The organism is Croceibacterium sp. TMG7-5b_MA50 (assembly GCF_039830145.1).
Taxonomy (GTDB): domain Bacteria; phylum Pseudomonadota; class Alphaproteobacteria; order Sphingomonadales; family Sphingomonadaceae; genus Croceibacterium.
This window is the reverse complement of sequence record NZ_CP156082.1, coordinates 446,139-468,738: the sequence shown is the minus strand read 5'-3', so window position 1 is coordinate 468,738 and position 22,600 is coordinate 446,139. Positions and strand designations below refer to the sequence as shown.

Sequence of the window (22,600 nt, the reverse complement as noted above, 5' to 3'; positions counted from 1 at the left end):
AAGGAAGCCGCACCCATGGCTACCGACTCGCCCGTACGATCGCGCCGCATCCTGCTGCTGACCGGAATGCTGGGCGCCGGCAAGACGACCGCCTTGCGCGAACTGGAGGATCTGGGGTGGGAGGCGATCGACAATTTTCCCGTCCGCCTGCTCGATCGGCTGCTGGACAGTCCAGCCCCGCCCCAGGATGAGGAGGAGGCGCTGGCGATCGGCTTCGATAGCCGGACCCGCGGCTTTGTCCCGGCTGAAGTTATCGCGCGCGCTGCCGCCATCGGTGACCGGCCGGGCCTCGCCCTCACCTCGCTGTTCCTGGATTGCGGCGCCGCGGAACTGGAGCGGCGGTTCAACGAGACGCGCCGCCGTCACCCGCTGGCGCAGGAGCGGCCGGTCGCCGATGCGATTGCCGCCGAACGGGAGTTGCTCGCCCCGCTGCATGCCTGGGCCGACATGCTGATCGACACGACCGCGCTCAACAGCAACGAACTGCAGCAACGCATCCGCGAATCGTTCGGCGCTACCGCGCCACAGGGGATGGCAGTGACGATCACCTCCTTCGGATTTTCTCGCGGCATGCCGCCGGTCGCCGATCTGGTGTTCGACATGCGTTTCCTCGACAATCCGCACTGGGTACCGGGCCTGCGCGAGCAGACCGGGCTGGACCCGGCCGTGGGCGAACACATCCGCAACGATCCCGGCTTCGCCCCCAACCTGCAGCGGATCCTGGACCTGCTTGCCGATCTCGTTCCGCGTTATGCGGCCCGCGGCAAGAGCCATCTGGCAATCGCGATAGGGTGTACCGGAGGGAAACACCGGTCGGTCTTCACTGCCGAGCGGATCGCCGAAGGCTTGCGCAGACGCGGGTTTTCGCCCACTGTGCTGCACCGCAACCTGGCGTTACGCAGCGCCGCGCTGCCGGAAAGGCCGGACGGGGCATGACGCAGAGCACATCGTTGCAGAACAAAGGTTTGCTCGCCGCGTCATCGCGGCCGGGGTTGCAACAACAAAAGGATCGCACTGCAACATGATCGGGATCATCCTGGTCACTCATGGCCGTCTTGCCGACGAGTTCGTCCACGCGATGGAGCATGTCGTCGGCCCGCAGGCCGATGTCGCGACCGTCTGCATCGGGCCGAGCGACGACATGGAACAGCGCCGCAAGGACATCGCCAATGCTATCAGGCAGGTGGACAGCGGTGGCGGCGTGGTGCTGCTGACCGACCTGTTCGGCGGCACCCCTTCCAACCTCGCGATCTCGCTGCTGCAGAAAGGCAGTACGGAGGTGATCGCCGGCATCAACCTGCCAATGTTGATTCGACTCGCGGGCGCACGCAAGGATATGAGCCTGCGTGCCGCCGCCGCGGCAGCACGCGATGCGGGGCGTAACTATATCACGATCGCCTCCGAATTCCTGGGTCAGGACGCCTGAGCGCCCATCCCGGAGTCGGGGGTGGATGCGAAGGGAAGAGGGCAGGATGGCAGAACAGGCACGAGCCGAGGTCACCATCGTCAACAAGCGCGGCCTTCACGCACGCGCCAGCGCCAAGTTCGTCGCGGCCGTCGCGCAGATGGAAGGCAGCGAAGTGCGCGTCACCAAGGATGGCGGCAGCGCGTCGGGCGGATCGATCCTGGGCCTGATGATGCTGGGCGCCGCGCGCGGCGACCATGTCCAATTGCAGGTCAGCGGCGATGCGGCGGAGGATCGGTTGGCCGAACTCGTCGCCATGATCGAGGACGGCTTCGGGGAGGACTGATACAAGGATTGACCGGGCGGGCCACAGCGCACAGACGCTTGGCCCCATGCGCCGCCAAATCACCGGTTTCTCCAACCCCACCGTCAAGCTGCTGCGGTCGCTGCGCGACAAGAAGCAGCGCCGCCTGCACGGTCGCTTCCTAGCCGAAGGACTCCGCCTGCTGACGGACGCGCGCACGCATGGCCGCCTGCCGGAAATGCTGGTGATGGCCGAAGGTCGCGCCGATCACCCGCTGCTCGAGGCGTTGGAGGCCGACGTCCTCGCCGCAGGAGGCGAGGTGATCGAGACGAGTGCCGAGATCCTGTCCAAAATAACTGGCAAGGACAACACCCAGGCGGTCGCGGGTGTATTCGGGCAGTGGGATACGACCCTTGCCCGGCTAGACCGGACCGCAGCGCCGATCTGGCTGGTGGCACAGGCGCTGCGCGATCCCGGCAATCTGGGCACGATGCTGCGGACCGGCGATGCGGTGGGTGCGGGCGGGCTGATCCTGCTGGACGATTGCGCCGACCCCTTCGGGGTGGAGGCGGTACGCGCGAGCATGGGCGCGATCTTCACGCAACAACTCGCACAGGCGAGCTGGGAGGAGTTCATCGGCTGGCTTCGCAGCGGCGATGGCCAATTGGTCGCCGCATCGCTGACGCCAGGATCGCAACCATATCGTGGCGCCCCGTACCGTGGGCCCTGCTTCGTGCTGGTTGGCAATGAGTCCCGCGGACTGCCGGCGGAGTACGAGGCGGCATGTGACCTCCACGTCACGATGCCGATGCGCGGCTCCGCCGACAGCCTCAATGCGGCAGTCGCAGCGGCCGTGCTGGCGTATGAGGTGTTGGCGAGCGTGGCGCCTTGAGGCGCTGCCCAGCGTGGCAACGAGGAACACTCTGATGCTTTCTGCCTTGCGCCTGTCCACCGCGTTACTCTTGGTCGCACTGACCTGTCCGGCACCCGCGATTGCCGCGGACGAGCAGCCGGACATCTACATCCTGGCTGGCCAGTCCAACATGTCCGGCCGTGGCGCGTTGGACGACCTGTCAGCGGGTGAACGCGCAGTCGATCCGGCGATCCAGCTGTTTGGCAATGACGGGCAGGAGCGGCCCGCGACGGAGCCGCTGGACGATGCCGCCGGCCAACTGGATGCGGTGTCGGCCGATCGAATGGCGGCGGTCGGACCCGGCCTGTTTTTCGCACGCGCGCTGCACCGGTTGAATGATCGGCCAATCCTGTTGGTGCCCTGCGCCAAGGGTGGCTCATCCATGGCGGAATGGCGCCCTGCCGACAGCCGGAACACGCTGTACGGTTCGTGCCTGGCGCGCGTGCGGGAGGCGAATGGACGTCTGGCGGGCGTATTGTGGTACCAGGGCGAAACTGATGCCGACAAACCAACGGCGATTGCCGCCGATTGGAGCCGAGGCTTTCGGGAACTGGTCGCCCGATTCCGCAGCGATGCAGCCAACCCGACGGTGCCCGTGGTAATGGTTCAACTCAGCGACCGCCCCGATGCCGAGGCAAATCGCACCCGCTTCGCTAATTGGTCGCTCGTGCAGGAGCAGCAAGGCCGAGTAGATTTGCCATGCACCTCGTCAGTGTCGGCCCGATCCCTGCCACGAAACGCCGATGACTTGCACCTGTCGACGGCCGGGCAGCGTCGCTTGGGCGACATGCTGGCATCAGCCATGGACGACCTGCACCGGCGTGGGTGCCACTGATCCTGCGTCTTTGGCGGGATGCCGGGCTGCGTCAGTCGCCGCTTACCAGGCTCGTGATGCTCCACTTGCCATTGCGACTGGAAGCGGTGAGCCGGTAATCGACCGGGCTGCGCAGCATGTCGCTGGCAATGAACCCGGAACGTTCGTCGGGCAATTTGATCTGCTGGAATGCGGCGCCGGGTTGCAGGCTGCTGATCTGGACCAGATCCCAGGTGATCTTCCCGATCTCGGGCGCACCAGCCGCAGGAGCGGAACGCACCGGAACGCCCTCACCCAGCACCAGCATGCTATAGAACGGATCGCGATCACCCAGATCCTGCGCCGCGATCCACGGGATCATCACGCCCCCGCTCTCGTCCGCCGCGCAGCCGAGCGGCAGGATTGCGGAAAGTTCCGCCCACAAGTCCTGCTGAGGATCGGCGAGCCTCCGCTGCAGCTCCGCTACACCTGAGCCGCCGCCGAAATCCAGCTTGATGTCGCTTGCCGCCAGCCCCGCCATGGCAGCAGCATCCCGTGCCTCGACAGCGCGGGACAACTGAGCACGAAAGTTGGCAGCGCCAGCCACGTCGGCGCAATCGTCGTGAGGCGCGAAGCGCCCACGGGCAAGCGGTGTCGGCCTAGCGTCAGGCTCGATCAATTGCTCGGCAGTCTGTTCGATCTTTTCGGCTGGCGCCTCATCCTGCCGGCACGCGCTGGTTGCCAGCAAAATCAACGTCGCCAGCATCAGTCGCATCAACCCGAACTCCCGCTATCAGGCAGGATCAACCAACCGCACCGGCTCCGGTTCCGAAGCCGCGGGTACATCGGCGGCGGTATAGCGTGGCGCACTCTCCACCAACGGCACCTCGTCCACTTCCCGCTTGCCGATCTCCACCCCCTTGTCCCGCAGCTTGCGGGCGGACGAGAGCACGTTACGCTCGAAGCTGCCGACGAACTTGTTGTAATTGCCGACGGCGCTTTCCAGCCCGCTGCCGACCCGCTTCAGGTGTTCGCCGGCAGTGGCTATCCGGTCGTAGAGGTCGCCAGCCAAGGTCCCGATCGCCCGCGCTTCCTGCGCCAGCGCGTCCTGCCGCCAGACCTGCGCGACGGTGCGCGCAATCGCCACCAGGTTGGTCGGTGTCGCCAGCAGCACGCGGCGTTCGAAGGCGTAGTCCCACAGCTCCGGATCGAATTCCAGCGCGGCGGCCACGAAATGCTCGCCTGGCACAAACATCACGACATAGTCCGGGGCATCGGTGAACTGGCTCTGGTAGCTCTTGGTGCCGAGCGCCTGGATGTGGTTCTTCATGGATGCCACATGCGCCTTCAGCGCCGTCAGCCGCGCCGGCTCGTTATCGGCGTGGAATGCCTCCTGATAGGCGTTCAGCGACACCTTCGCATCAATCACCAGCATCTTGCCGCCAGGGATGCGAACGATTGCGTCAGGGCGCAGCCGACCTTCGTCCGCCGATACCGAGTGCTCCAGCACAAAGTCGGTATGCTGCGCTAGGCCGCAGCTTTCTAGGAGGTTGCGCAATTGCTGCTCCCCCCAGCGTCCCCGTGCCTTGGGCGCGTTGGTCAGAGCATTGCCGAGCCGCATCGCCTCCGTCCTTACGGCTTCCTGTCCAACACGCATCGCATCGATCATGCCGGTCAGCTGGCCAAAGGCATCAACACGCTTGCGCTCCAGCGCTTCAACCTGCTGTTCGTAGCTGCGCAGCCGTTCGCCCACCGGCTCCAGCAGCGCGCGGATCCGGGCCTCGCTCGACTTCTCCGCATGGCCGAAGCGTTCGGCGGCGCGTTCCAGGAACATCTCCTGCGCGCGCGTCAGCACCTGCGCGCCGGTATGCTCGAACTCCTTGAGCAACCGGTCCCGCGATTCCTCCAGCAGCCGTTTCTGCTCCGCAAAGCCGGCGGCCTGCGTCTTCAAGGTCGCCAGCTCGTCGCGCGCAAGATCGAGCAGGTCGGACAACTCGTCCGCCCGCTCCGCGCGCACACTGGCGCCTTCCAGATCGACGATCGCCTTGCGGAACCGCTCTTCCAGCGCCCGCGCCTCCGCATCACGTTCACCATGCCGCTTGCGCCAATCCGCCGCTGGTCGCCCGCCGACAAACCAGCCAAGCGCCAGTCCGGCCAGCAATGCGACGGCGATCAGCAGCAAGGTTGCAAGGTCCATCGAAACTCCACCAGCCTTGGAACACATGGTGAACGTAGCTGCGTTGGACCCGGCGCGCAAGCACCCGGCGGTTACGTTCGCAACCATGAAGGGTTCAGGGTTGCGAAGAACTGCCTTTCAGCGTCTAACGCCGCCGCCATAAGGACTGGGGAAGAGCATGCCGACCGATATCGAGATCGCCCGCGCCGCCACGCTGAAGCCGATTGCGGAGGTGGCAGCGGACGCCGGGCTGCCCGATGACGCGCTGATCCCCTATGGTCGGTTCAAAGGCAAGATCGACACCGCGCACCTGCCGCCGGCATCCGGGGAAGGAAAGCTGATCCTCGTCACCGCGATCAATCCGACGCCAGCGGGCGAAGGCAAGACCACCACCAGCGTCGGCCTGTCGGATGCGTTGCACCGCATCGGCAAGCGGGCCATGCTCTGCCTGCGGGAGCCGAGCCTGGGGCCGTGCTTCGGCGTGAAGGGGGGCGGCGCGGGCGGCGGCAAGAGCCAGGTCATGCCGATGGACGAGATCAACCTCCACTTCACCGGCGATTTCCACGCAATCACCAGCGCGCACAACCTGCTGTCCGCCATGCTGGACAACCACATCTACTGGGGCAACACGCTGGAGATTGACCTGCGCCGGGTCACCTGGCGCCGAGTGCTCGACATGAACGACCGGGCGTTGCGGCAGACAGTCGGCCCGCTCGGCGGCGTCAGCAACGGCTTCCCGCGTGAAACCGGCTTCGACATCACCGTCGCGTCGGAGATCATGGCGATCCTGTGCCTCGCCAGCGATCTCGCCGATCTGCAGCAGCGGCTGGGGGCGATCATCGTCGGCTATCGCAGGGATCGCAGTCCGGTGTTCTGCCGCGACCTGAAAGCCGATCGCGCAATGACGGTGCTGCTGAAGGACGCCATCCTGCCCAACCTGGTGCAGACGTTGGAGAACCGCCCGGCACTGCTGCATGGCGGACCGTTCGCCAATATCGCCCATGGCTGCAACAGCCTGATCGCCACTCGCACCGCGCTGCAACTCGCCGATTACGTGGTGACGGAGGCTGGGTTCGGCGCGGATCTTGGGGCCGAGAAGTTCATGGACATCAAGTGCCGCATGGGTGGACTGTCGCCCGACGCGGTGGTGCTGGTCGCCACGGTGCGCGCACTCAAGATGCATGGCGGCGTCGCCAAGAAGGATCTCGCCACCCCGAATGTGGCGGCAGTGCGCGCAGGTGCGGTGAACCTGCAGCGGCACATCGCCAACCTGCAGAAATTCGGCCTGACACCCACCATCGCCATCAATCACTTCCACACCGACACGGCGGAGGAGCTGGCAGCGATCGAGGAAATGGCGCGCGCCTACGGTGCGGAGGCGGTGATCTGCCGGCACTGGGCCGATGGCAGCGCGGGTGCGGAGGCGTTGGCGCGGATCGTGGCCGACAAGGCAGATGCGGGTGCCGCTGCGTTTCAGCCGCTCTATTCTGACGATATGGCGCTCGCCGCCAAGATCGAGACCATCGCGACCGAGATCTACGGCGCGGGCAGCGTGTTCATCCCCCAGGCGGCGCGGACGCAGCTAAGGCAGTGGGAGGAGATGGGTTATGGCCAGTTTCCAATCTGCATGGCGAAGACCCAGTACAGCTTCTCCACCGATCCCACCGCCATGGGTGCGCCGGACGGGCACGAGATCGCCGTGCGCGAGGTGCGCCTGTCGGCCGGCGCCGGCTTCGTGGTGGCGATCTGCGGCGAGATCATGACGATGCCCGGCCTGCCGAAGGTGCCAAGCGCAGAGGGCATCTACCTGGACGACAATGGCCAGATAGAAGGGCTATTCTGACCGCCAGTTTACAGCACGAACAAAAAAGGGGCGCCGTTGCGGGCGCCCCTTTTCAGATGAAGGAAGGAGGGAGCCTCAGGCTTCCTCGAACTCGTCGGCATTCTGCACCGGGCCGCTGTCCTGACCCTTGGCATCCACGTCGCGGTCGACCAGCTCGATGATCGCCATCGGTGCCGCGTCGCTGGCGCGGAAGCCGGCCTTGATGATGCGGGTATAGCCACCCTCGCGGCCGGCATAACGCTCTGCCAGAGCGGCGAACAGCTTGCGCTCCTGCGTCTCGTCCATCAGGCGGGCATGGGCCAGACGACGGTTGGACAGGCCACCACGCTTGGCGAGCGTGATCAGCTTCTCGACATAGGGGCGCAGTTCCTTGGCCTTGGGGACCGTGGTGGTGATCTGCTCGTGCTTGATCAGCGCGGCGGCCATGTTGCGCAGCAGGGCGGCGCGGTGGCCGGACTTGCGCTGCAGCTTGCGGCCGGAAATGCCGTGACGCATGTTTTGTACTCCGTTCGTAGGGGGCCCGTTTCAGGTAGCCCGGTCCTGGCAGCGGTTTGGAAGGGTCGCTGCCTATCACCCTGTTACTCAGATGCTTTGCCAAAGCCAGCCGTCACGGGAGTAAATCCCGTGAAGTCAGACGGCGCTTGCGCGCCGCTGGCCGGGCAGGCCGCTGTTCGCTGCCAAGCTACCGTTCTGCTGCGCAGAACGTTGCTTGGTAGCGCGCGGCCGCTTCGCGGCTTTAGCCGAGAAGCTCCTGCTCCAGCTTCTTGGCCATTTCCTCGATGTTCTCGGGCGGCCAGCCGGGAATGTCCATGCCGAGACGCAGGCCCATGCCGGACAGAACTTCCTTGATCTCGTTCAGCGACTTGCGGCCGAAATTCGGCGTACGCAGCATCTCCGCCTCGGTCTTCTGCACCAGATCGCCGATATAGATGATATTGTCGTTCTTCAGGCAGTTGGCCGAACGGACCGACAGCTCCAGCTCGTCCACCTTCTTCAGCAGGTAACGGTTGAGCTGGTTGGTGTCGCTCTCTTCCGCCGGCACCATCATGCCGCCGCCGCCGACCATCGGCGCGGAGGCCTGCGGCAGGCCTTCCTCGAAGTGGACGAACAGCTGCAGCTGATCCTGCAGGATGCGCGCGGCGTAGGCCACGGCATCTTCCGGCGTCACCGTACCGTCGGTCTCGACCGTCAGGTTCAACTTGTCATAGTCGAGTTCCTGCCCGACGCGGGCATTGTCGATCTTGTAGCTGACCTGGCGGATCGGCGAATACAGCGAGTCCACCGGGATCAGGCCGATGGGCGCATCGATAGGACGGTTCTGCACCGCAGGGACGTAGCCCTTGCCCACGTCGGCGGTCAGCTCCATGTTGAGCGTCGCACCTTCGTCCAGATGGCAGATCACCAGATCCTTGTTCATCACCTCGATGTCGCCGGTGACGGCGATGTCGCCGGCCTTCACCTCGGCCGGACCGGTGGCGGACAGCTGCAGGCGCTTCGGGCCCTCGCCCTCCATCTTCAACGCGATCTGCTTCACGTTCAGCACGATGTCGGTCACATCCTCGCGCACGCCGGCGAGGCTGGAGAATTCGTGCAGCACGTTCTCGATGCGGATGGAGGTGATGGCGGCGCCCTGAAGGCTGGACAGGAGCACCCGACGCAGCGCATTGCCGAGCGTCAGGCCGAAGCCCCGCTCAAGCGGCTCGGCCACGAAGGTGGCGCGGCGGCGGGCATCGCCGGCGGCCTTGATGTCGAGGCTGTTGGGCTTCTTCAGTTCCTGCCAGTTCTTCACATTGACGGACATGGACTTCCCCTAAATGATCTGGTGCTGGCGGCAACGGCCGCAGACGCCGGGAAAGCGTCGCGGCCGTGCAAAGGGTGTGCCCGGCGACCGGCGAACGGCCGACCGGACAACACGATCAGACGCGGCGACGCTTGGACGGGCGCACGCCGTTGTGCGGGATCGGGGTCACGTCGCGGATTGAGGTGATGGTGAAACCCACCGCCTGCAGCGCGCGCAGGGCGCTTTCGCGGCCCGAACCCGGTCCCTTGATCTCCACTTCCAGCGTGCGGACGCCATGTTCGGCGGCCTTCTTGCCGGCATCGTCGGCAGCGACCTGCGCGGCGTAGGGCGTCGACTTGCGGCTGCCCTTGAAGCCCATCATGCCGGCCGAAGACCAGCTGATCGCATTGCCCTGCGCGTCGGTGATGGTGATCATGGTATTGTTGAAGCTGGCGTTCACGTGAGCGACGCCGGAAGAGATGTTCTTGCGTTCCCGCCGACGAAGGCGCTGAGGTTCGCGTGCCATAGATTGGGTGTCCTGTCTGTCTCGTCAAGAAAGCGCGCGGCCCGCGAGTTGCGCGGGCCCGCGACGGCTTACTTCTTCTTGCCGGCGATCGGCTTGGCCTTGCCCTTGCGGGTGCGGGCATTGGTGTGCGTGCGCTGGCCACGGACGGGCAGGCCCTTGCGGTGACGCAGGCCGCGATAGCAGGCGAGGTCCATCAGGCGCTTGATGTTCATGGCGGTGTTGCGGCGCAGGTCGCCTTCCACCGTGTAGTCCGCATCGATCGCTTCACGGATCTGCAGCACCTCGGCATCGGACAGGTCCTGCACGCGGCGGGCTTCGTCAATGCCCAGCTTAGCGGCGATTTCCTTCGCCGTGGCGGGACCGATACCGTGGATGTAGGTCAGCGCGATGATTACGCGCTTGTTGGTGGGGATGTTTACCCCGGCAATACGAGCCAAAACTTGTTCTCCATGCTCCACAGGGTAGCCGGCCTGACGGCGCGGGACCCCATCTCATCGCGGTTGCATCCGCCGGCACGGGAGAGGGCAAGTGCCCGAAACGAACAAGACAACCGACCGGCATGCATCATCGCTGCCTGTCAGTTGAACGTCCCCGATTAAGCGAATGAAATGCGCGCTTACGGCGATTCGCCGCGCGCGTCAACATGCCGTAAACGGCCTGCCTTCGATGGTCGCTGCGCGACCCGCCAGCGCGGTACGGGATATAGCGCAGCTGGCCGCGAAGGTCAAAGGAGGGCGGCCCAGCCCCCTGGCTGCGCAGCGGTATGGCCCACCGTGCGGCAGCCGCCCTTGCCATGGCTGATGGCGGGACTAGAACCGTCCCGTGATCCGCGCTGCACTGCACCATGCCACGTCGTATCGCTACGACCGGCCCGTCCGCCTCGGTCCGCAGGTCATCCGCCTGCGTCCCGCCCCGCATACCCGCACCCCGGTGCCGAACTATTCGCTCAAGATCGAGCCGGCGAACCACTTCCTGAATTGGCAGCAGGACCCGCACGGCAACTGGCTGGCGCGGATCGTCTTTCCGGAGCCGGTCAGCCACATGTCCATCTCCGTGGACTTGCTGGCGGACCTCGCCGTCATCAACCCGTTCGACTTCTTCGTGGAGGAGAGCGCCGAGCAGGTGCCCTTCACCTATGCGCCTGACCTGCGCGAGGAGCTGACCGCCTATTTCGCCGACGAGGGCGATGGGCCTTTGTTCGGTGCGCTGGTGGCTGAATTCCGCGGCTGGACGGGCCGCACGATCGACTTCCTGGTGGCGCTGAACCGCGCGGTGGAGCAGCGGATCGGGTACACCGTGCGGATGGAGGCCGGCGTGCAGACGCCGGAGCAGACGCTGCAGATGGCCACCGGCAGCTGTCGGGATTCGGGCTGGCTGCTGGTCAATGTGTTGCGCAGGCTCGGCTATGCCGCGCGCTTCGTCTCCGGCTATCTCATCCAGATGAAGGCCGATGTGGAGCCGGTGGAAGGACCCAAGGGTCCGGCGGAGGATTTCACCGACCTGCACGCCTGGGCGGAGGTCTACGTGCCCGGCGCGGGGTGGATCGGGCTCGACCCCACTAGCGGCCTGTTCGCGGGCGAAGGGCACATCCCGCTCGCCGCGACGCCGCATTTCCGCTCCGCCGCGCCGGTGTCGGGCGTGCTGCTGGAGGCGGCGCATACCGACTTCGAATTCGCCATGCGGGTGGACCGCGTGCACGAGGCGGTGCGCATCACCAAGCCGTTCACCGATGCCCGCTGGCAGGCGCTGCTCGATCTCGGCGCGCGGGTGGATGCCGATCTGGAAGCGGGCGATTGCCGGCTGACCATGGGCGGCGAACCCACCTTCGTCGCCGCCGATGATCCGGAGGCGGCGGAATGGAACGGGGAGGCTGTCGGACCGACCAAGGCGATCTATGCCGACCGGCTGATCCGCAACCTTCGCCGCCGGTTCGCGCCCGGGGCGTTGCTGCATCACGGACAGGGCAAGTGGTACCCGGGCGAAAGCCTGCCGCGCTGGGGCTTTTCGCTCTACTGGCGCAAGGACGGCACGCCGCTGTGGCAGGATGAAGGACTGATCGCCTTTGCCGACAGCAGCGAACTGACCGGCGACAACACGGTCGAACAGGGCGCGCTGGGCCCGGCGCAGGCGGAGGCGTTCCTGGAACAGACCGCCGGTGCCCTCGGCCTTGAAGGCGATTACGTTCGGCCGGTCTACGAGGACCCGGTCCGCTGGATCGAGCGCGAGGGCGAGCTGCCGGTCAACGTCACCGCCGCCGATCCCAAGATCGACGATCCGGAAGAACGCGCGCGGATCGTGCGGACCTTCAGCCGCGGGCTCAGCCAGCCTGTCGGCTTCGTGCTGCCGATCCAGCGCTGGCAGGCGGAGCCCACCAAGACGAGCAAGTGGAAGAGCGAGCAATGGAGCGTCCGACGTGACGCCCTGTTCGCCGTTCCGGGCGATGCCTCGCTCGGCTATCGCCTGCCGCTTGGCAGCCTGCCGCATGTCGGCAAGTCCGACTACCCCTACATCCACCCGCGCGTCACCACCGATGCGGCGGCACCGTTGGCGGATTACCGCGCGCAGGCCGCGGAGCCTGGCACCGACAGCCGCGAGCGGGCTGCCAACCAGCGCGCCCAGCGCGTGGAAGGGCCGGACAACAACCAGCAGGAACTGGTCGAACAACGCATCATCGAAGGCGCGGTGCGCACGGCCATGACGGTCGAGGCGCGCGGCAGCTACCTGTCCGTGTTCGTCCCCCCGGTCGAGGCGATGGAGGACTTCCTCGAACTCGTCGCCGAGATCGAGGCGACTGCGAAGCGTATGGCCCTGCCCGTCCGCATCGAAGGCTACCCTCCGCCGCCCGATCCGCGCGTCCATGTGCTGAAGGTGACGCCCGACCCCGGCGTGATCGAGGTCAACATCCATCCGGCCGCCAGCTTCGCGGAGGTGACCGACATCACCACGCAGCTCTACGATGCGGCGCGCGAATGCGGGCTGACGGCGGACAAGTTCATGGTCGATGGCCGGTCCATCGGTACCGGCGGCGGCAACCACATCGTGCTGGGCGGGGCGACCTTCCCCGACAGCGCCTTCATCCGCCGCCCGGACATGCTGAAGAGCTTCGTGCTATACTGGCAGCGGCACCCTTCCCTGTCCTACCTGTTCTCCGGCCTGTTCATCGGCCCCACCAGCCAGGCGCCCCGCATCGACGAGGCGCGGCACGACAGCCTGTACGAGCTGGAGATCGCGCTCGGCCAGGTGCCCGGCCCGGACCAGTCGAACCAATTCCCGTGGATCGTCGACCTGCTGTTCCGCAACATGCTGGTCGATGTGACCGGCAACACCCACCGGACCGAGATCTGCATCGACAAGCTCTACTCGCCCGACGGGCCGACCGGCCGGCTCGGCTTGGTCGAGTTCCGCGGGTTCGAGATGCCGCCGGACGCGAAGATGAGCGTGGCGCAGCAATTGCTGCTGCGGGCGCTGTTCGCCTGGTTCTGGCGGGAGCCGCAGGATGGCGACCTGGTCCGCTGGGGCACCGCGCTGCACGACCGGTTCCTGCTGCCGCATTTCTGCTGGGCCGATTTCCAGGAGGTGCTGGGCGACCTGCGCCGCGCCGGCTACGACTTCGACCCGCAATGGTTTGAGGCGCAGCGCCAGTTCCGCTTCCCCGTGCATGGCAGCGTGGAGGCGGGCGGCGTGGAGCTGGAGATCAGCCACGCCCTCGAACCATGGAATGTGCTGGGCGAAACCGGCGCGATCGGCGGCACGGTGCGCTACGTCGACAGCTCCACCGAACGACTGCAGGTGCGGGCCAAGGGGCTGGTGCCCGGCCGGCATGTGATCGCGTGCAACGGCCGCCGCGTGCCGCTGCATCCCACGGGGCAGCCGGGCGAGGCGGTGGGCGGCATCCGCTACAAGGCGTGGGCGCCGCATTCCTGCCTGCACCCGCTGCTGCCGGCCGATCCGCCATTGACCTTCGATGTGCTGGACAGCTGGAATGGGCGCAGCCTGGGTGGCTGCGTCTACCATGTCGCGCATCCCGGCGGGCGGTCGTATGACGACGTGCCGGTCAACGACTACGAGGCTGAGAGCCGGCGCAAGGCGCGCTTCCAGGGACATGGCCACACGCCCGGCCCGGTGGAGATCCCCGCCGCAGAATCTGGCGGCGAGTTCCCGATGACGCTGGACCTCCGGCGCCGGGCTCGCCGGGGGTAAAGCAGGTTTTCGGCACGGGGGTGCAAGGCTTTTGGGGGCAGGCGCAGCGCAGCCACAGACCGGCATTGCCTACAGCCCGGCGATCGACGGGCTGCGCGCCCTCGCCGTCCTGTCGGTGCTCTACGGGCACATGGTCACACCCGTCCCCGGCTTCTCCAATGCAGGTGTCCGGCTGTTCTTCTGCATCAGCGGCTACCTGATCACACACATCCTGCTGTCCGCGCGCGAGCGGGGCGGCAGCTTGCCCGCCATCCTGAAGGCGTTCTATGCCCGGCGGATCCTGCGCATCTGGCCCGCCTATTATGCGGCGCTGCTGGCGGCGATGCTCGTCGGTGCGCAGGGTGTGCGCGAGACGGCGCTGTGGCATCTGGTGTTCGCCACCAATTTCCAGCTCGCCATGTTCGGCGTGTGGGAGCCGGAGGCGGTCGGCCATCTCTGGACGCTGGCGGTGGAGGAGCAATTCTATCTTGTCTGGCCGCTGCTGATCCTGCTGCTGCCCCGGTGGGCCATCGGCTGGGCGATCGCCAGCCTGCCGCTGCTCTGCATGGCCTACATGGCCAGCCTCACGCCGGCCGAGATATTTCAGGAACCGGGGCCGATGATCCTGCTGCCGGCGCAGTTCGACGTGCTCGGCGCCGGGGCGCTGCTCGCCTTTGCCGAACGGCATGGCCGCATGTCAGCCTGGTGGCTGGTGCCTGTCTGCATCGTCGGCATCGCGCTGTCGCCGCTTACGATCGGGCTCGACTGGGGCTGGCCGCTGGTCGGCATCCTGATCGACGCCGTCGGCGTGGCGGTGATCCAGCCGCTGTCCGCCGCCTTTTACGTCGCGGTGCTGCTGTTCGCCCGCCACGCTCCTTTCGGGTTGGCGGAACGGCTGCTTGGCAACCGGCTGCTCGTCTGGGTGGGGCGGCGCAGCTATGGCATCTACCTGTACCATATCTACCTGCTGCTCGCCTGCATCTGGCTGACCGGCCACGGGCGCGGCTGGATCGTCCTGCTGGTCGTCGGTGGCGCCAGCATTGCCCTCGCCGCCTTGTCGTGGCGCTGGCTGGAACAGCCGATGCTGCGGCTGAAGGCCCGGGTGCCGTACCCGCAGGGCACCGAGCGGCCAGAATTGCGTAGTCACCCCGAAACGGAAGCGTTAGGCCAGCCCCGGTAAGCCTGCCGGCTTCAACAACGGGAGTTTGGGAAGCGCATGGCCAGCCTGGGTGTCGATCTGTTCGGTCAGGAACCCGGCACCGATCCGCTCGCCTGGTATTCCGGCAACCAGCAAAGCGACCTGTTCGCCGCCTCGCCGTTGTCGGTGGCGGAGGCGTGGCGCGGCTTCGTCAGCACCCTGGCGCAACAGGGTGACGGCGATCTTGCCGCGGCACAGGCGCAGATCGACCGCCATGTCGCGGAATTGGGTATCGCCTTCCGCCTGACCGGGGATGAGCAGGAACGGTCCTGGCCGCTCGGCCCGGTGCCGATCGTGATCGGCGCCGCGGAATGGCGCGGCATTGCCGCCGGCCTCGTCCAACGGGCCGAGCTGCTGGAAACGATCGTTGCCGACATCTACGGCCCGCAGCGATTGGTGCGCGAGGGGCACCTGCCGGCCGCGATGGTCTCCGGCTCCCCCCACTTCGCGCGTCGCATGGTCGGCATCGCGCCGCCGCGCCATCACCTGCAGGTGGTGGCGATCGACCTCGCGCGTGGGCCGACCGGCGAATGGCGGGTGTTGGCGGACCGGGTCCGCTTCGCCATCGGCGTCGGCTACGCGCTGGAGAACCGCCTGGCCATGAGCCGGGCGACCGGCGGTGCCCTCGCCCGCATGGCCACCCGCCGGCAGAACGACTTCTTCACCGCGCTGCGCGCCGGCATCGCCGCCGATTGCCAGCGGAGCGAGCCGCGGGTCGCGCTGCTGACGCCCGGCCGGTTCAGCCAGTCTTACCCGGAACAGGCCTACCTCGCCCGGCATCTGGGCTTCTCCCTGGTGGAAGGGCGCGACCTGGTGGTGCGCGACGGGCAGCTGTTTGTCCGCACCATCGCCGGACTGAAGCGGATCGATGCGCTGTGGCGCTGGATCAACACGCATTCGATCGATCCGCTGAACTTCGACACTCGTAGTGGCATCGGCGTCCCTGGCCTCCTGTCCGCCTGCGAGAGCGGGCAGCTCGCCGTGGCCAACTGGATGGGTGGCGGCGTGGTGGAATCGCGCGCCATGTCCGCCTTCATCCCGCGTCTGTGCCACGAACTGCGGGGCGAACCGCTGCTGCTGCCCAATGCCGCCACCTGGTGGTGCGGCGGCCCGGCAGAACGGGATTACGTTCTGGAGCATCTGGACGAACTGGTCCTGTCCTCCTCCTTCCGCACGCCGGTCGCGCTGCTGCCGGAAGGAGCCACCCGCCAGGGGAGCAGCCTGACGGTGGAGGAGCGCGCCCAGCTGGCCGAAGCGATGCGCAGGCGCGCGATGGACTACACCGCGCAGGAGATCATTCAGGTTTCCACCACGCCGTGTCTCGTTGGCAATCGACTGGAGCCGCGCGGCTTCACCCTGCGTGCTTTCCTGGCGCGGGATGCGGCGGGCGCGTGGACCGTGCTGCCCGGCGGACTGGGCCGTATTTCGCAGAGCGGCGAACTGCGCACCTGGCTTATGGGCCAGGGCGACCTGTCCGCCGACGTGTGCATCGTCGATCCCGCGGCGGCTGCCGCACCCAGTCCGCCTATGACCGTCTCCGCGCCGGAGGAGGCACCCAGCGTCCGGCGCGGCGCCGGTCTGCTGCCCAGCCAGGCGGCCGACAATCTGTTCTGGTTCGGCCGCTATGCCGAACGCTGCCAGCAGACCGCCCGCGCCGCGCGCACGCTGCTGCAGAGCGCCGGCGACCTCGCCGCCGACCCGTCGGCCATGGGCACGGTGGAGCGGCTGTGCCGTCTGCTGGCCCGGTGGGGTGCGGCACCCGGCGGCAACGCCCAGGCACCGGTGCTCGATATCGCCGCCGCCGCATTGGGCGACACGACCGCCTACGGCTCGGTCGCGGCCTTGGACGAGCGGATGCGCTCGCTGGCATTGCTGCTGCGCGACCGGCTGAGCCGGGACAGCTGGCGTGCGCTGAACCGGCCGCTCGCCCCATTCGTGCCCGGCAATGCCGAATCCCTGATCGCCGCGGCGGAAGCGGCGATCGAACGCGGGGCGGCGGTGCAGCGCCTGATCGCCGATACGCTGAGCCGCGCCGATGCATGGCGCTTCCTCGACACCGGGCTGTGCCTGGAACGCGCATCGCTCATCCTGCAGGCGACGGACGCCCTGCTCCCGGCGGAACCCAGCGGCGACGATCTGGGCGCCTTGCTGGACCTCGCCGATGCGGAGGCGCTGTATATCAGCCGCTACATGACCCGGCCGTTCCCCGTGCCGGTGATCGACATCGTGCTGCTCGACCCCGAACAGCCGCGCGGGGCGATCTTCCAGACCCGCCGTCTGGTCCAGCACATGGAGGCGCTGCCTCATCTGCGCCATTCAGGTCGCGCCGACCTGCCATTGCGGCTCGCGCGCCAGTTGCATGCCAGGGTGGAGGCGCTGGAGGCGGAGGATGTGACGCCCGCGGTAATCGGCGATCTGCTCGACAGCCTGGCGGTGCTGTCCAACGCCATCGGAAAGCGGTTCTTCCTGCAGCAGGAGGTGCTACGCCGGCCGGAACGCGAGATGCTGCTGGGGTGAGGTATAGCGTACGGCAGGATACGCGGCTGTTCTACCGCGGCAGCATCTCCGATGCCCGACTCAACCTGCGCCTGAAGCCGGTCGGGTGGCCGGGACAGACGATCAGCGGCTTTTCCATGACGATCGATCCCCAGCCGGCATGGCGGGCGGACGCACCGGGACCTTACCTCACCCATGTCACGGCAGTGCGATACGATCAGCCGGTCGAGACATTGCGCATCGTGACCGAGTTCACGGCCGACATCCATCCGCCGCCCGTTCCGTCAGCCACGCCCGCGATCGGGCGGATACCGGAACTCGCCGCCACCACGCGCAGGCTCGATCCGCTGGCCCCTGCGCCGTACCTGTACGGCGGACCGATGACTCCCTTGGATGAGACGATCGGCAGTTGGGCCGCTGCCGACCTGTCGCCCGAGATGCCGGTGCTGGACGGCGCGCGCGCCCTCGCCGCGCGGATCCATCGGGAATTCGCCTATTCCTCCGGCAGCACGACCGCCCGCACCCTGCCGGCGGAGGCGTTCGCGCAGCGCAAGGGCGTGTGCCAGGACTTCGCCCATGTGCTGATCGTCGCCATGCGGATGCACGGCGTTCCCGCGGCCTATGTCAGCGGATACCTGCGCACCTTGCCTCCACCCGGCCGTCCCCGGTTGGTGGGGGCGGACGCGATGCATGCCTGGGCAGCGGTCTGGTGCGGGCCGGATGCCGGTTGGATCGGCATCGATCCCACCAATAACAGCCTGGCGCGGGACGATCACATCTTCCTGGGCATGGGGCGCGACTATGCGGATGTCGCGCCCGTAAACGGCATTTTCGTCGGCCGGGCACGGCAGCAGACGGATTTCCGGGTCGACGTCGTTCCCGCAGGCGAGCCGGCCGCGCACCCGCTTTCCCGGCGGAGCGGGTAGCCCCGCCTACAGCCTGCCCAGCGCCTGCAGCATGTCGGCCACCTTGCCGTCGCGTTCCGCATGACGCAGCGGCAACACCCGCTGGACCAGGTTTTCAGGCGGCGTTGGCACCTGTTCAAAGTTCGCCATCGTTTCCGCGATGTAATCATCCAGCGGCATGTAGCCTGCGCGGCTTTCCTGCCCCGGAGTCAGGCCGGTCTGCACGGCCGGCGGCGCGATCTCGATCACCTCGATCCGGCCCTGCAGCCGATGCCGCAGCGATACCGAGTAGCTGTGCACGCCCGCCTTGCTGGCGCTGTAGGCGGGCGTCGCCGGCAGCGGCACGAAGGCGAGGCCACTCGACATCGTGCAGATGACCGCGTCAGACTTGCCATCCAGCAGCGGGATCACGCCTTCGCAGATGCGCATCGTGCCAAGCAGGTTGATGTTCACGACCTGCTCCGCCGTCGCCAGCGTGCCGCCGCTGCCGAGTTCCTGGCGCTCCATCACGCCGCCTGCGTGGATCAGCATGTTGATCTGCGGGAAGTCACGCCGCAACCGGTCGATCGCCGCGTCCACGCTGGCGCCATCCGCCACGTCCAGCACCTGCGTATGCATGCCCGGCCGGTCCGCCACTGTCTTCGCCAGGCTTGCCTCCGTGCGCCCGGCGACGATGACCGTGTTGCCGCGGTCCGCAAATTGCCACGCCAGCGCCTGCCCGATCCCCGATCCGCCGCCGGTGACGAGGATGGTGTTGCCATCAAGTTTCATGGGAGCCTCCTGCTTCGGTTCAGAGGCAAGACGAAGCGGACGTGCCTTGGTGCCCGCCCGCTTCGTCGCAGGATCAGAACTGCGCCTGGACCGTGACGCCCCAGGTGCGCGGATCACCGGGATTGCCGACGATCAGGCCGGTATTCCCCGATGGCACCTGCAATTGCTCGAAGTAATCCTCGTCAAAGGCATTACGCACCCAGACGAAGGTGTTCAGCCCCGCATCCGTGCGGAAGCCGGCGCGCAGGTTATGCAGGTCATACCCGTCGATCCAGGTGTAAGCCGATGGTGATGGGTTGGACGAGAAATCGGACCGGTAGCTGCCGTCATAACCCAGGTAGATCTGCCCTTCCCGCCCCAGCAGCGTGACCGGCAGGTTGCCCTCCGCGCCGAAGGACAGCGCATACTTGGACACGCCTGGCAGACGCTGGCCGGAGATGTCGCAATTGGCCGGGCTGAGGCCGCCCGGCGTCCCCGGTGCGGAAGGCGACTGCCCGGCCCCGACGGTGGTACCACCCGACAGCTCCGGTGGGCACGGCGCATCGGGGAAGGAGCGATAGGTTGCATCGGTGTACGCACCGCTGATGTAGGTGTTGAACCGGGCGGAGGGGCGAAGCGAGGCGTCGATCTCGATCCCCTGTGTGCGCACGGCATCCGCGTTGGCGAGATACCCGCGCAGCACGCCGGTCTGCCCGTTCACCACCTGCGCCTGATAATCGCGGATGTCGGTGCGGAACGCGGCCAGGTTCACCGTGGCGCGTCCGTCCAGGAACTGGCTCTTCAGGCCGATTTCGTAATGGCTCACCCGTTCCGGATCGACGGCGCCCACCTCCAGAACCGGATTGCCCGCCGCATCGTTGGGCACGCCGTTCAGGTTGACGCCGCCCGGCTTGAAGGTGCGGGCATAGGTTGCATGGGCCCGGATGTCGGGCGTGATCGCGTAGGCGAGCGTCACGTCGTAGCTGACGTTCCAGTCGTCGAACTCAGGCTCGAAGAATTGCGGCGCCAGCACGCCGCGCTGGGCCACGATCCGCGGATCGGTGCTGGTGAACGTCACCAGCTGACCCGAGCCATTGGTGACGACCGAATTGTAGAGGCCGTCCTTCTTGTCGTAGTTCAGCCGTACACCGGGCTGGATGCTGAGGCTGTCTGTCAGCTCGAAACTCGCCTGGCCGAACACGGCCAGAGACAGGTTGTCCAGCCGGATGTCGTTGGTCGCAGTCAGACCGTTCAGTACGCTGGGGTCGCGCGACAGCGCGCTGGAGGGCGCCAGCAGCCACGCGCTGGCCGCCGATCCTTGCGCCTGCGTACCTTGCGTGCGCACCTCCTGGTAGAACGCGAACGCGCCCAGCAGGAAGTCGATGCCATCGCCATCGTGGTTGAAGCGCAGTTCCTGCGTCCACTGGTTCTGCTGGCTCGGGTTCTGCGAGACACTGGTGATCGGCAGGCCGGTGAAGTCGCGGTCGTTCTCCGGCAACCAGTCCCACAGCCGCCATGCGGTGATGCTGGTCAGCTCGCCCCAGCCGGTGTCCCAGCGGATGCGGGCGGATGCGCCGGCGATGGTGTTGCCGGCATTGAGGTTGGCATCGATATCGGTCCGCCGGTCGAACGGATTGGTGCTGACCACCTGATAATTCTGCGCGGCGGCGAGCGCGGCATATTGCCGGTTCAGCGCGCGCTGCGTCGCACCGGTGCGGACGAACACCGTGCCGCAGCATTCCGGGTCCTGCGTGCTGTAATCGCCCGCAAGCGTCACCTCCACGGTGGCGGACGGTTCCCACAGGATCTGCCCGCGAATGCCCAGATTGTCCTGTTCGTTGATCCACGCACCGGTTCGCACATTGCGGATCGTGCCGCGACGGTCGGTGCCGGAAAAGGCGATGCGCGCCGCCACATTCTCGCTCAACGGACCGGAAACGCTCGCCTTTGCCTGCGTGAAGCCCAGATTGCCGATCGACACCTCGGCCCGGCCCTCGAAATCGAAGGTCGGCTGGCGGGTGGTGATGTTGATCGCACCCGCCGTGGTGTTCTTGCCATACAGGGTGCCCTGCGGCCCGCGCAGCACCTCGATCTGCGCCACATCCAGGAAGTCGAACGTGGCGGAGGCGACGCGGTTGTAATAGACATCGTCGACATAAATGCCGACGCCCTGGTCGAAGCCATCGTTGGTAAGTCCGAACGGCACGCCGATGCCGCGGATGTTCACCGCAGAGTTGCGTGGGTTGGAACTGTAGAAGTTCAGTGACGGGACCAGCTGCTGCAGCCGGCCCACGTTGAAGGCGCCGGTATTGTCGATCTTGTCCGCATCCACCACGCTGATCGCCAGCGGCACCTGCTGCGCGGTTTCCTGCCGGCGGCGGGCCGTGACCACGATCTCCGGCGCCGGCGCATCGCGCGCGCCGGTACCTACTGACGGCGGTGTCGCGCCTTGCCGCGAACCGGGATCGACCTCCTGCGCACGGACAGGATTGACGGCAAGCAGGGATGTCGCCGCCAGCAGCAGCGCAACGGATTGGGGATGCATGGTCTCGCTTTCGTAAGGTGGAGATGCATCCGGTGGTCCGGTCTGATCACTGGTGGTTATCGGGCGTGGCCGGCTCAGCCGGCGAAACGGCGCCGTTCGGTAACGTCGATCTGCATCAGCTTGCCGTCATGTACGGTCAGCTGGATCACGCCGTAGCGCAGGCGACCAAGTGCGTCGGCCACCGTGGCCATTGCATCGCTTCGATCCTGCGAAGGGATTTGGTCGGAACGTGTGCCCATCGGATTGCTCCTGCTTCGATGGGGAGCTTTCTATCTCAACTCAGCTGGTAGACAATAACCTTCCGCTACTCTTCGCCCAAGCGAAGCTTTGCTGCGGCCGGTCGATCGGGCACGTCGTCATTGTCGAAGGCGGGCACCAGGTCGATCGCGTCCGACAGGCGGATGCTGTCCAGGATCTCCGCTGTGCGATCCCTCACTTCCAGCATCAGCGCACGGGTCCGGCACTCCCCTTCCGCCAGGCAATGGCTGCACTTCTCATGCGCGAACCGGCTTGCGCACGGGACCAACGCCAGGGACCCGCGCATCAGGCGGATCAGGTCGCCATAGGTGATATCGACCGGTGGGATGGCCAGCCAATAACCACCCACCTTGCCCCGCTTGCTGCTGACCAGACCGTACCGGGACAGTTCGGACAGGATCGTAGTCAGGAACTTGGTGGGGATGTTCTGGGCCGCGGCGATCTCCGCCAGTTGGACGGGCCCATCGCCATGGCGATCAGCCAGATGCTGCATGGCACGGATGGCATAGCGGGTTTTTTGCGACAGCAT

At 66.7% G+C, this 22,600-nt stretch carries 20 protein-coding genes; 10 read left to right on the top strand and 10 right to left on the bottom strand.

What is annotated here, in order from left to right; genetic code table 11:
- Positions 1-15 precede the first annotated feature (15 nt).
- From rapZ to V5740_RS02355, 5 genes are all read left to right on the top strand, one after another.
- A complete protein-coding gene (gene rapZ, locus V5740_RS02375; protein WP_347303492.1) occupies positions 16-936 on the top strand; it encodes an RNase adapter RapZ in 921 nt (306 codons plus the stop codon).
- 85 nt (positions 937-1,021) lie between these two features.
- Positions 1,022-1,426: a PTS sugar transporter subunit IIA gene (locus tag V5740_RS02370; RefSeq protein WP_347303491.1), complete on the top strand. Its 405-nt coding sequence runs from the start codon at positions 1,022-1,024 to the stop codon at positions 1,424-1,426.
- Positions 1,427-1,472: 46 nt separating this feature from the next.
- Positions 1,473-1,751, top strand: coding sequence for an HPr family phosphocarrier protein (locus V5740_RS02365; RefSeq protein ID WP_347303490.1), 279 nt, complete (start codon positions 1,473-1,475; stop codon positions 1,749-1,751).
- Positions 1,752-1,797: 46 nt separating this feature from the next.
- Positions 1,798-2,601, top strand: coding sequence for an RNA methyltransferase (locus tag V5740_RS02360; protein ID WP_347303489.1), 804 nt, complete (start codon positions 1,798-1,800; stop codon positions 2,599-2,601).
- A 34-nt stretch (positions 2,602-2,635) separates the two neighbouring features.
- On the top strand, positions 2,636-3,457 hold the full coding sequence (locus tag V5740_RS02355; RefSeq protein WP_347303488.1) for a sialate O-acetylesterase: 822 nt from the start codon (positions 2,636-2,638) through the stop codon (positions 3,455-3,457).
- Between the two features lie 31 nt (positions 3,458-3,488).
- Here the strand turns inward: V5740_RS02355 and V5740_RS02350 are convergent, their stop codons facing one another.
- Both V5740_RS02350 and V5740_RS02345 read right to left on the bottom strand, forming a co-directional pair.
- Positions 3,489-4,190 carry an SH3 domain-containing protein gene (locus V5740_RS02350; RefSeq protein WP_347303487.1) on the bottom strand — a complete coding sequence of 234 codons (702 nt, stop codon included), beginning with the start codon at positions 4,188-4,190 and terminating at the stop codon, positions 3,489-3,491.
- 18 nt (positions 4,191-4,208) lie between these two features.
- Positions 4,209-5,612 (bottom strand): DNA recombination protein RmuC, encoded by a 1,404-nt coding sequence (locus V5740_RS02345; RefSeq protein WP_347303486.1) that lies wholly within the window; start codon positions 5,610-5,612, stop codon positions 4,209-4,211.
- Between the two features lie 157 nt (positions 5,613-5,769).
- On the opposite strand from V5740_RS02345, the gene V5740_RS02340 reads away from it, so the two are divergent.
- Positions 5,770-7,434: a formate--tetrahydrofolate ligase gene (locus V5740_RS02340; RefSeq protein WP_347303485.1), complete on the top strand. Its 1,665-nt coding sequence runs from the start codon at positions 5,770-5,772 to the stop codon at positions 7,432-7,434.
- 75 nt (positions 7,435-7,509) lie between these two features.
- On the opposite strand, the gene rplQ is transcribed toward V5740_RS02340, so the two are convergent.
- The 4 genes from rplQ to rpsM all read right to left on the bottom strand — a co-directional run bounded on the left by rplQ (position 7,510) and on the right by rpsM (position 10,177).
- The gene (gene rplQ, locus V5740_RS02335; protein WP_347303484.1) at positions 7,510-7,929 is read right to left on the bottom strand and encodes a 50S ribosomal protein L17; all 420 of its coding nucleotides are present in this window, start codon (positions 7,927-7,929) and stop codon (positions 7,510-7,512) included.
- 241 nt (positions 7,930-8,170) lie between these two features.
- On the bottom strand, positions 8,171-9,235 hold the full coding sequence (locus tag V5740_RS02330; protein WP_347303483.1) for a DNA-directed RNA polymerase subunit alpha: 1,065 nt from the start codon (positions 9,233-9,235) through the stop codon (positions 8,171-8,173).
- A 115-nt stretch (positions 9,236-9,350) separates the two neighbouring features.
- Positions 9,351-9,740, bottom strand: coding sequence for a 30S ribosomal protein S11 (gene rpsK, locus V5740_RS02325; protein ID WP_119082761.1), 390 nt, complete (start codon positions 9,738-9,740; stop codon positions 9,351-9,353).
- A gap of 68 nt (positions 9,741-9,808) precedes the next feature.
- The gene (gene rpsM, locus V5740_RS02320) at positions 9,809-10,177 is read right to left on the bottom strand and encodes a 30S ribosomal protein S13 (RefSeq protein ID WP_347303482.1); all 369 of its coding nucleotides are present in this window, start codon (positions 10,175-10,177) and stop codon (positions 9,809-9,811) included.
- A gap of 385 nt (positions 10,178-10,562) precedes the next feature.
- On the opposite strand from rpsM, the gene V5740_RS02315 reads away from it, so the two are divergent.
- The 4 genes from V5740_RS02315 to V5740_RS02300 are packed head-to-tail and all read left to right on the top strand — an operon-like array spanning position 10,563 to position 18,539.
- On the top strand, positions 10,563-13,940 hold the full coding sequence (locus V5740_RS02315) for a transglutaminase family protein (protein WP_347303481.1): 3,378 nt from the start codon (positions 10,563-10,565) through the stop codon (positions 13,938-13,940).
- 31 nt (positions 13,941-13,971) lie between these two features.
- Positions 13,972-15,099 carry an acyltransferase gene (locus V5740_RS02310; protein ID WP_347303480.1) on the top strand — a complete coding sequence of 376 codons (1,128 nt, stop codon included), beginning with the start codon at positions 13,972-13,974 and terminating at the stop codon, positions 15,097-15,099.
- Between the two features lie 36 nt (positions 15,100-15,135).
- Entirely contained in the window at positions 15,136-17,634 is a 2,499-nt protein-coding gene (locus tag V5740_RS02305) for a circularly permuted type 2 ATP-grasp protein (RefSeq protein WP_347303479.1), read from the top strand.
- Positions 17,631-18,539, top strand: coding sequence for a transglutaminase family protein (locus tag V5740_RS02300; RefSeq protein ID WP_347303478.1), 909 nt, complete (start codon positions 17,631-17,633; stop codon positions 18,537-18,539). The genes V5740_RS02305 and V5740_RS02300 overlap by 4 nt, the downstream gene beginning before the upstream one ends.
- 6 nt (positions 18,540-18,545) lie before the next feature.
- Here the strand turns inward: V5740_RS02300 and V5740_RS02295 are convergent, their stop codons facing one another.
- The 4 genes from V5740_RS02295 to V5740_RS02280 form a co-directional block, all read right to left on the bottom strand.
- Positions 18,546-19,289 carry an SDR family NAD(P)-dependent oxidoreductase gene (locus tag V5740_RS02295; protein ID WP_347303477.1) on the bottom strand — a complete coding sequence of 248 codons (744 nt, stop codon included), beginning with the start codon at positions 19,287-19,289 and terminating at the stop codon, positions 18,546-18,548.
- A 73-nt stretch (positions 19,290-19,362) separates the two neighbouring features.
- A complete protein-coding gene (locus V5740_RS02290) occupies positions 19,363-21,813 on the bottom strand; it encodes a TonB-dependent receptor (RefSeq protein WP_347303476.1) in 2,451 nt (816 codons plus the stop codon).
- Between the two features lie 74 nt (positions 21,814-21,887).
- On the bottom strand, positions 21,888-22,052 hold the full coding sequence (locus tag V5740_RS02285; RefSeq protein ID WP_347303475.1) for a YezD family protein: 165 nt from the start codon (positions 22,050-22,052) through the stop codon (positions 21,888-21,890).
- Positions 22,053-22,117: 65 nt separating this feature from the next.
- Entirely contained in the window at positions 22,118-22,600 is a 483-nt protein-coding gene (locus V5740_RS02280; protein ID WP_347303474.1) for an Rrf2 family transcriptional regulator, read from the bottom strand.

Bases quoted from the DNA above. Each gene is read 5' to 3' on its own strand.
- rapZ (WP_347303492.1), top strand. From the start codon at position 16: ATGGCTACCGACTCGCCCGTACGATCGCGCCGCATCCTGCTGCTGACC.
- V5740_RS02370 (WP_347303491.1), top strand. From the start codon at position 1,022: ATGATCGGGATCATCCTGGTCACTCATGGCCGTCTTGCCGACGAGTTC.
- V5740_RS02365 (WP_347303490.1), top strand. From the start codon at position 1,473: ATGGCAGAACAGGCACGAGCCGAGGTCACCATCGTCAACAAGCGCGGC.
- V5740_RS02360 (WP_347303489.1), top strand. From the start codon at position 1,798: ATGCGCCGCCAAATCACCGGTTTCTCCAACCCCACCGTCAAGCTGCTG.
- V5740_RS02355 (WP_347303488.1), top strand. From the start codon at position 2,636: ATGCTTTCTGCCTTGCGCCTGTCCACCGCGTTACTCTTGGTCGCACTG.
- V5740_RS02350 (WP_347303487.1), bottom strand. From the start codon at position 4,190: ATGCGACTGATGCTGGCGACGTTGATTTTGCTGGCAACCAGCGCGTGC.
- V5740_RS02345 (WP_347303486.1), bottom strand. From the start codon at position 5,612: ATGGACCTTGCAACCTTGCTGCTGATCGCCGTCGCATTGCTGGCCGGA.
- V5740_RS02340 (WP_347303485.1), top strand. From the start codon at position 5,770: ATGCCGACCGATATCGAGATCGCCCGCGCCGCCACGCTGAAGCCGATT.
- rplQ (WP_347303484.1), bottom strand. From the start codon at position 7,929: ATGCGTCACGGCATTTCCGGCCGCAAGCTGCAGCGCAAGTCCGGCCAC.
- V5740_RS02330 (WP_347303483.1), bottom strand. From the start codon at position 9,235: ATGTCCGTCAATGTGAAGAACTGGCAGGAACTGAAGAAGCCCAACAGC.
- rpsK (WP_119082761.1), bottom strand. From the start codon at position 9,740: ATGGCACGCGAACCTCAGCGCCTTCGTCGGCGGGAACGCAAGAACATC.
- V5740_RS02305 (WP_347303479.1), top strand. From the start codon at position 15,136: ATGGCCAGCCTGGGTGTCGATCTGTTCGGTCAGGAACCCGGCACCGAT.
- V5740_RS02295 (WP_347303477.1), bottom strand. From the start codon at position 19,289: ATGAAACTTGATGGCAACACCATCCTCGTCACCGGCGGCGGATCGGGG.
- V5740_RS02290 (WP_347303476.1), bottom strand. From the start codon at position 21,813: ATGCATCCCCAATCCGTTGCGCTGCTGCTGGCGGCGACATCCCTGCTT.
- V5740_RS02285 (WP_347303475.1), bottom strand. From the start codon at position 22,052: ATGGGCACACGTTCCGACCAAATCCCTTCGCAGGATCGAAGCGATGCA.
- V5740_RS02280 (WP_347303474.1), bottom strand. From the start codon at position 22,600: ATGCTGTCGCAAAAAACCCGCTATGCCATCCGTGCCATGCAGCATCTG.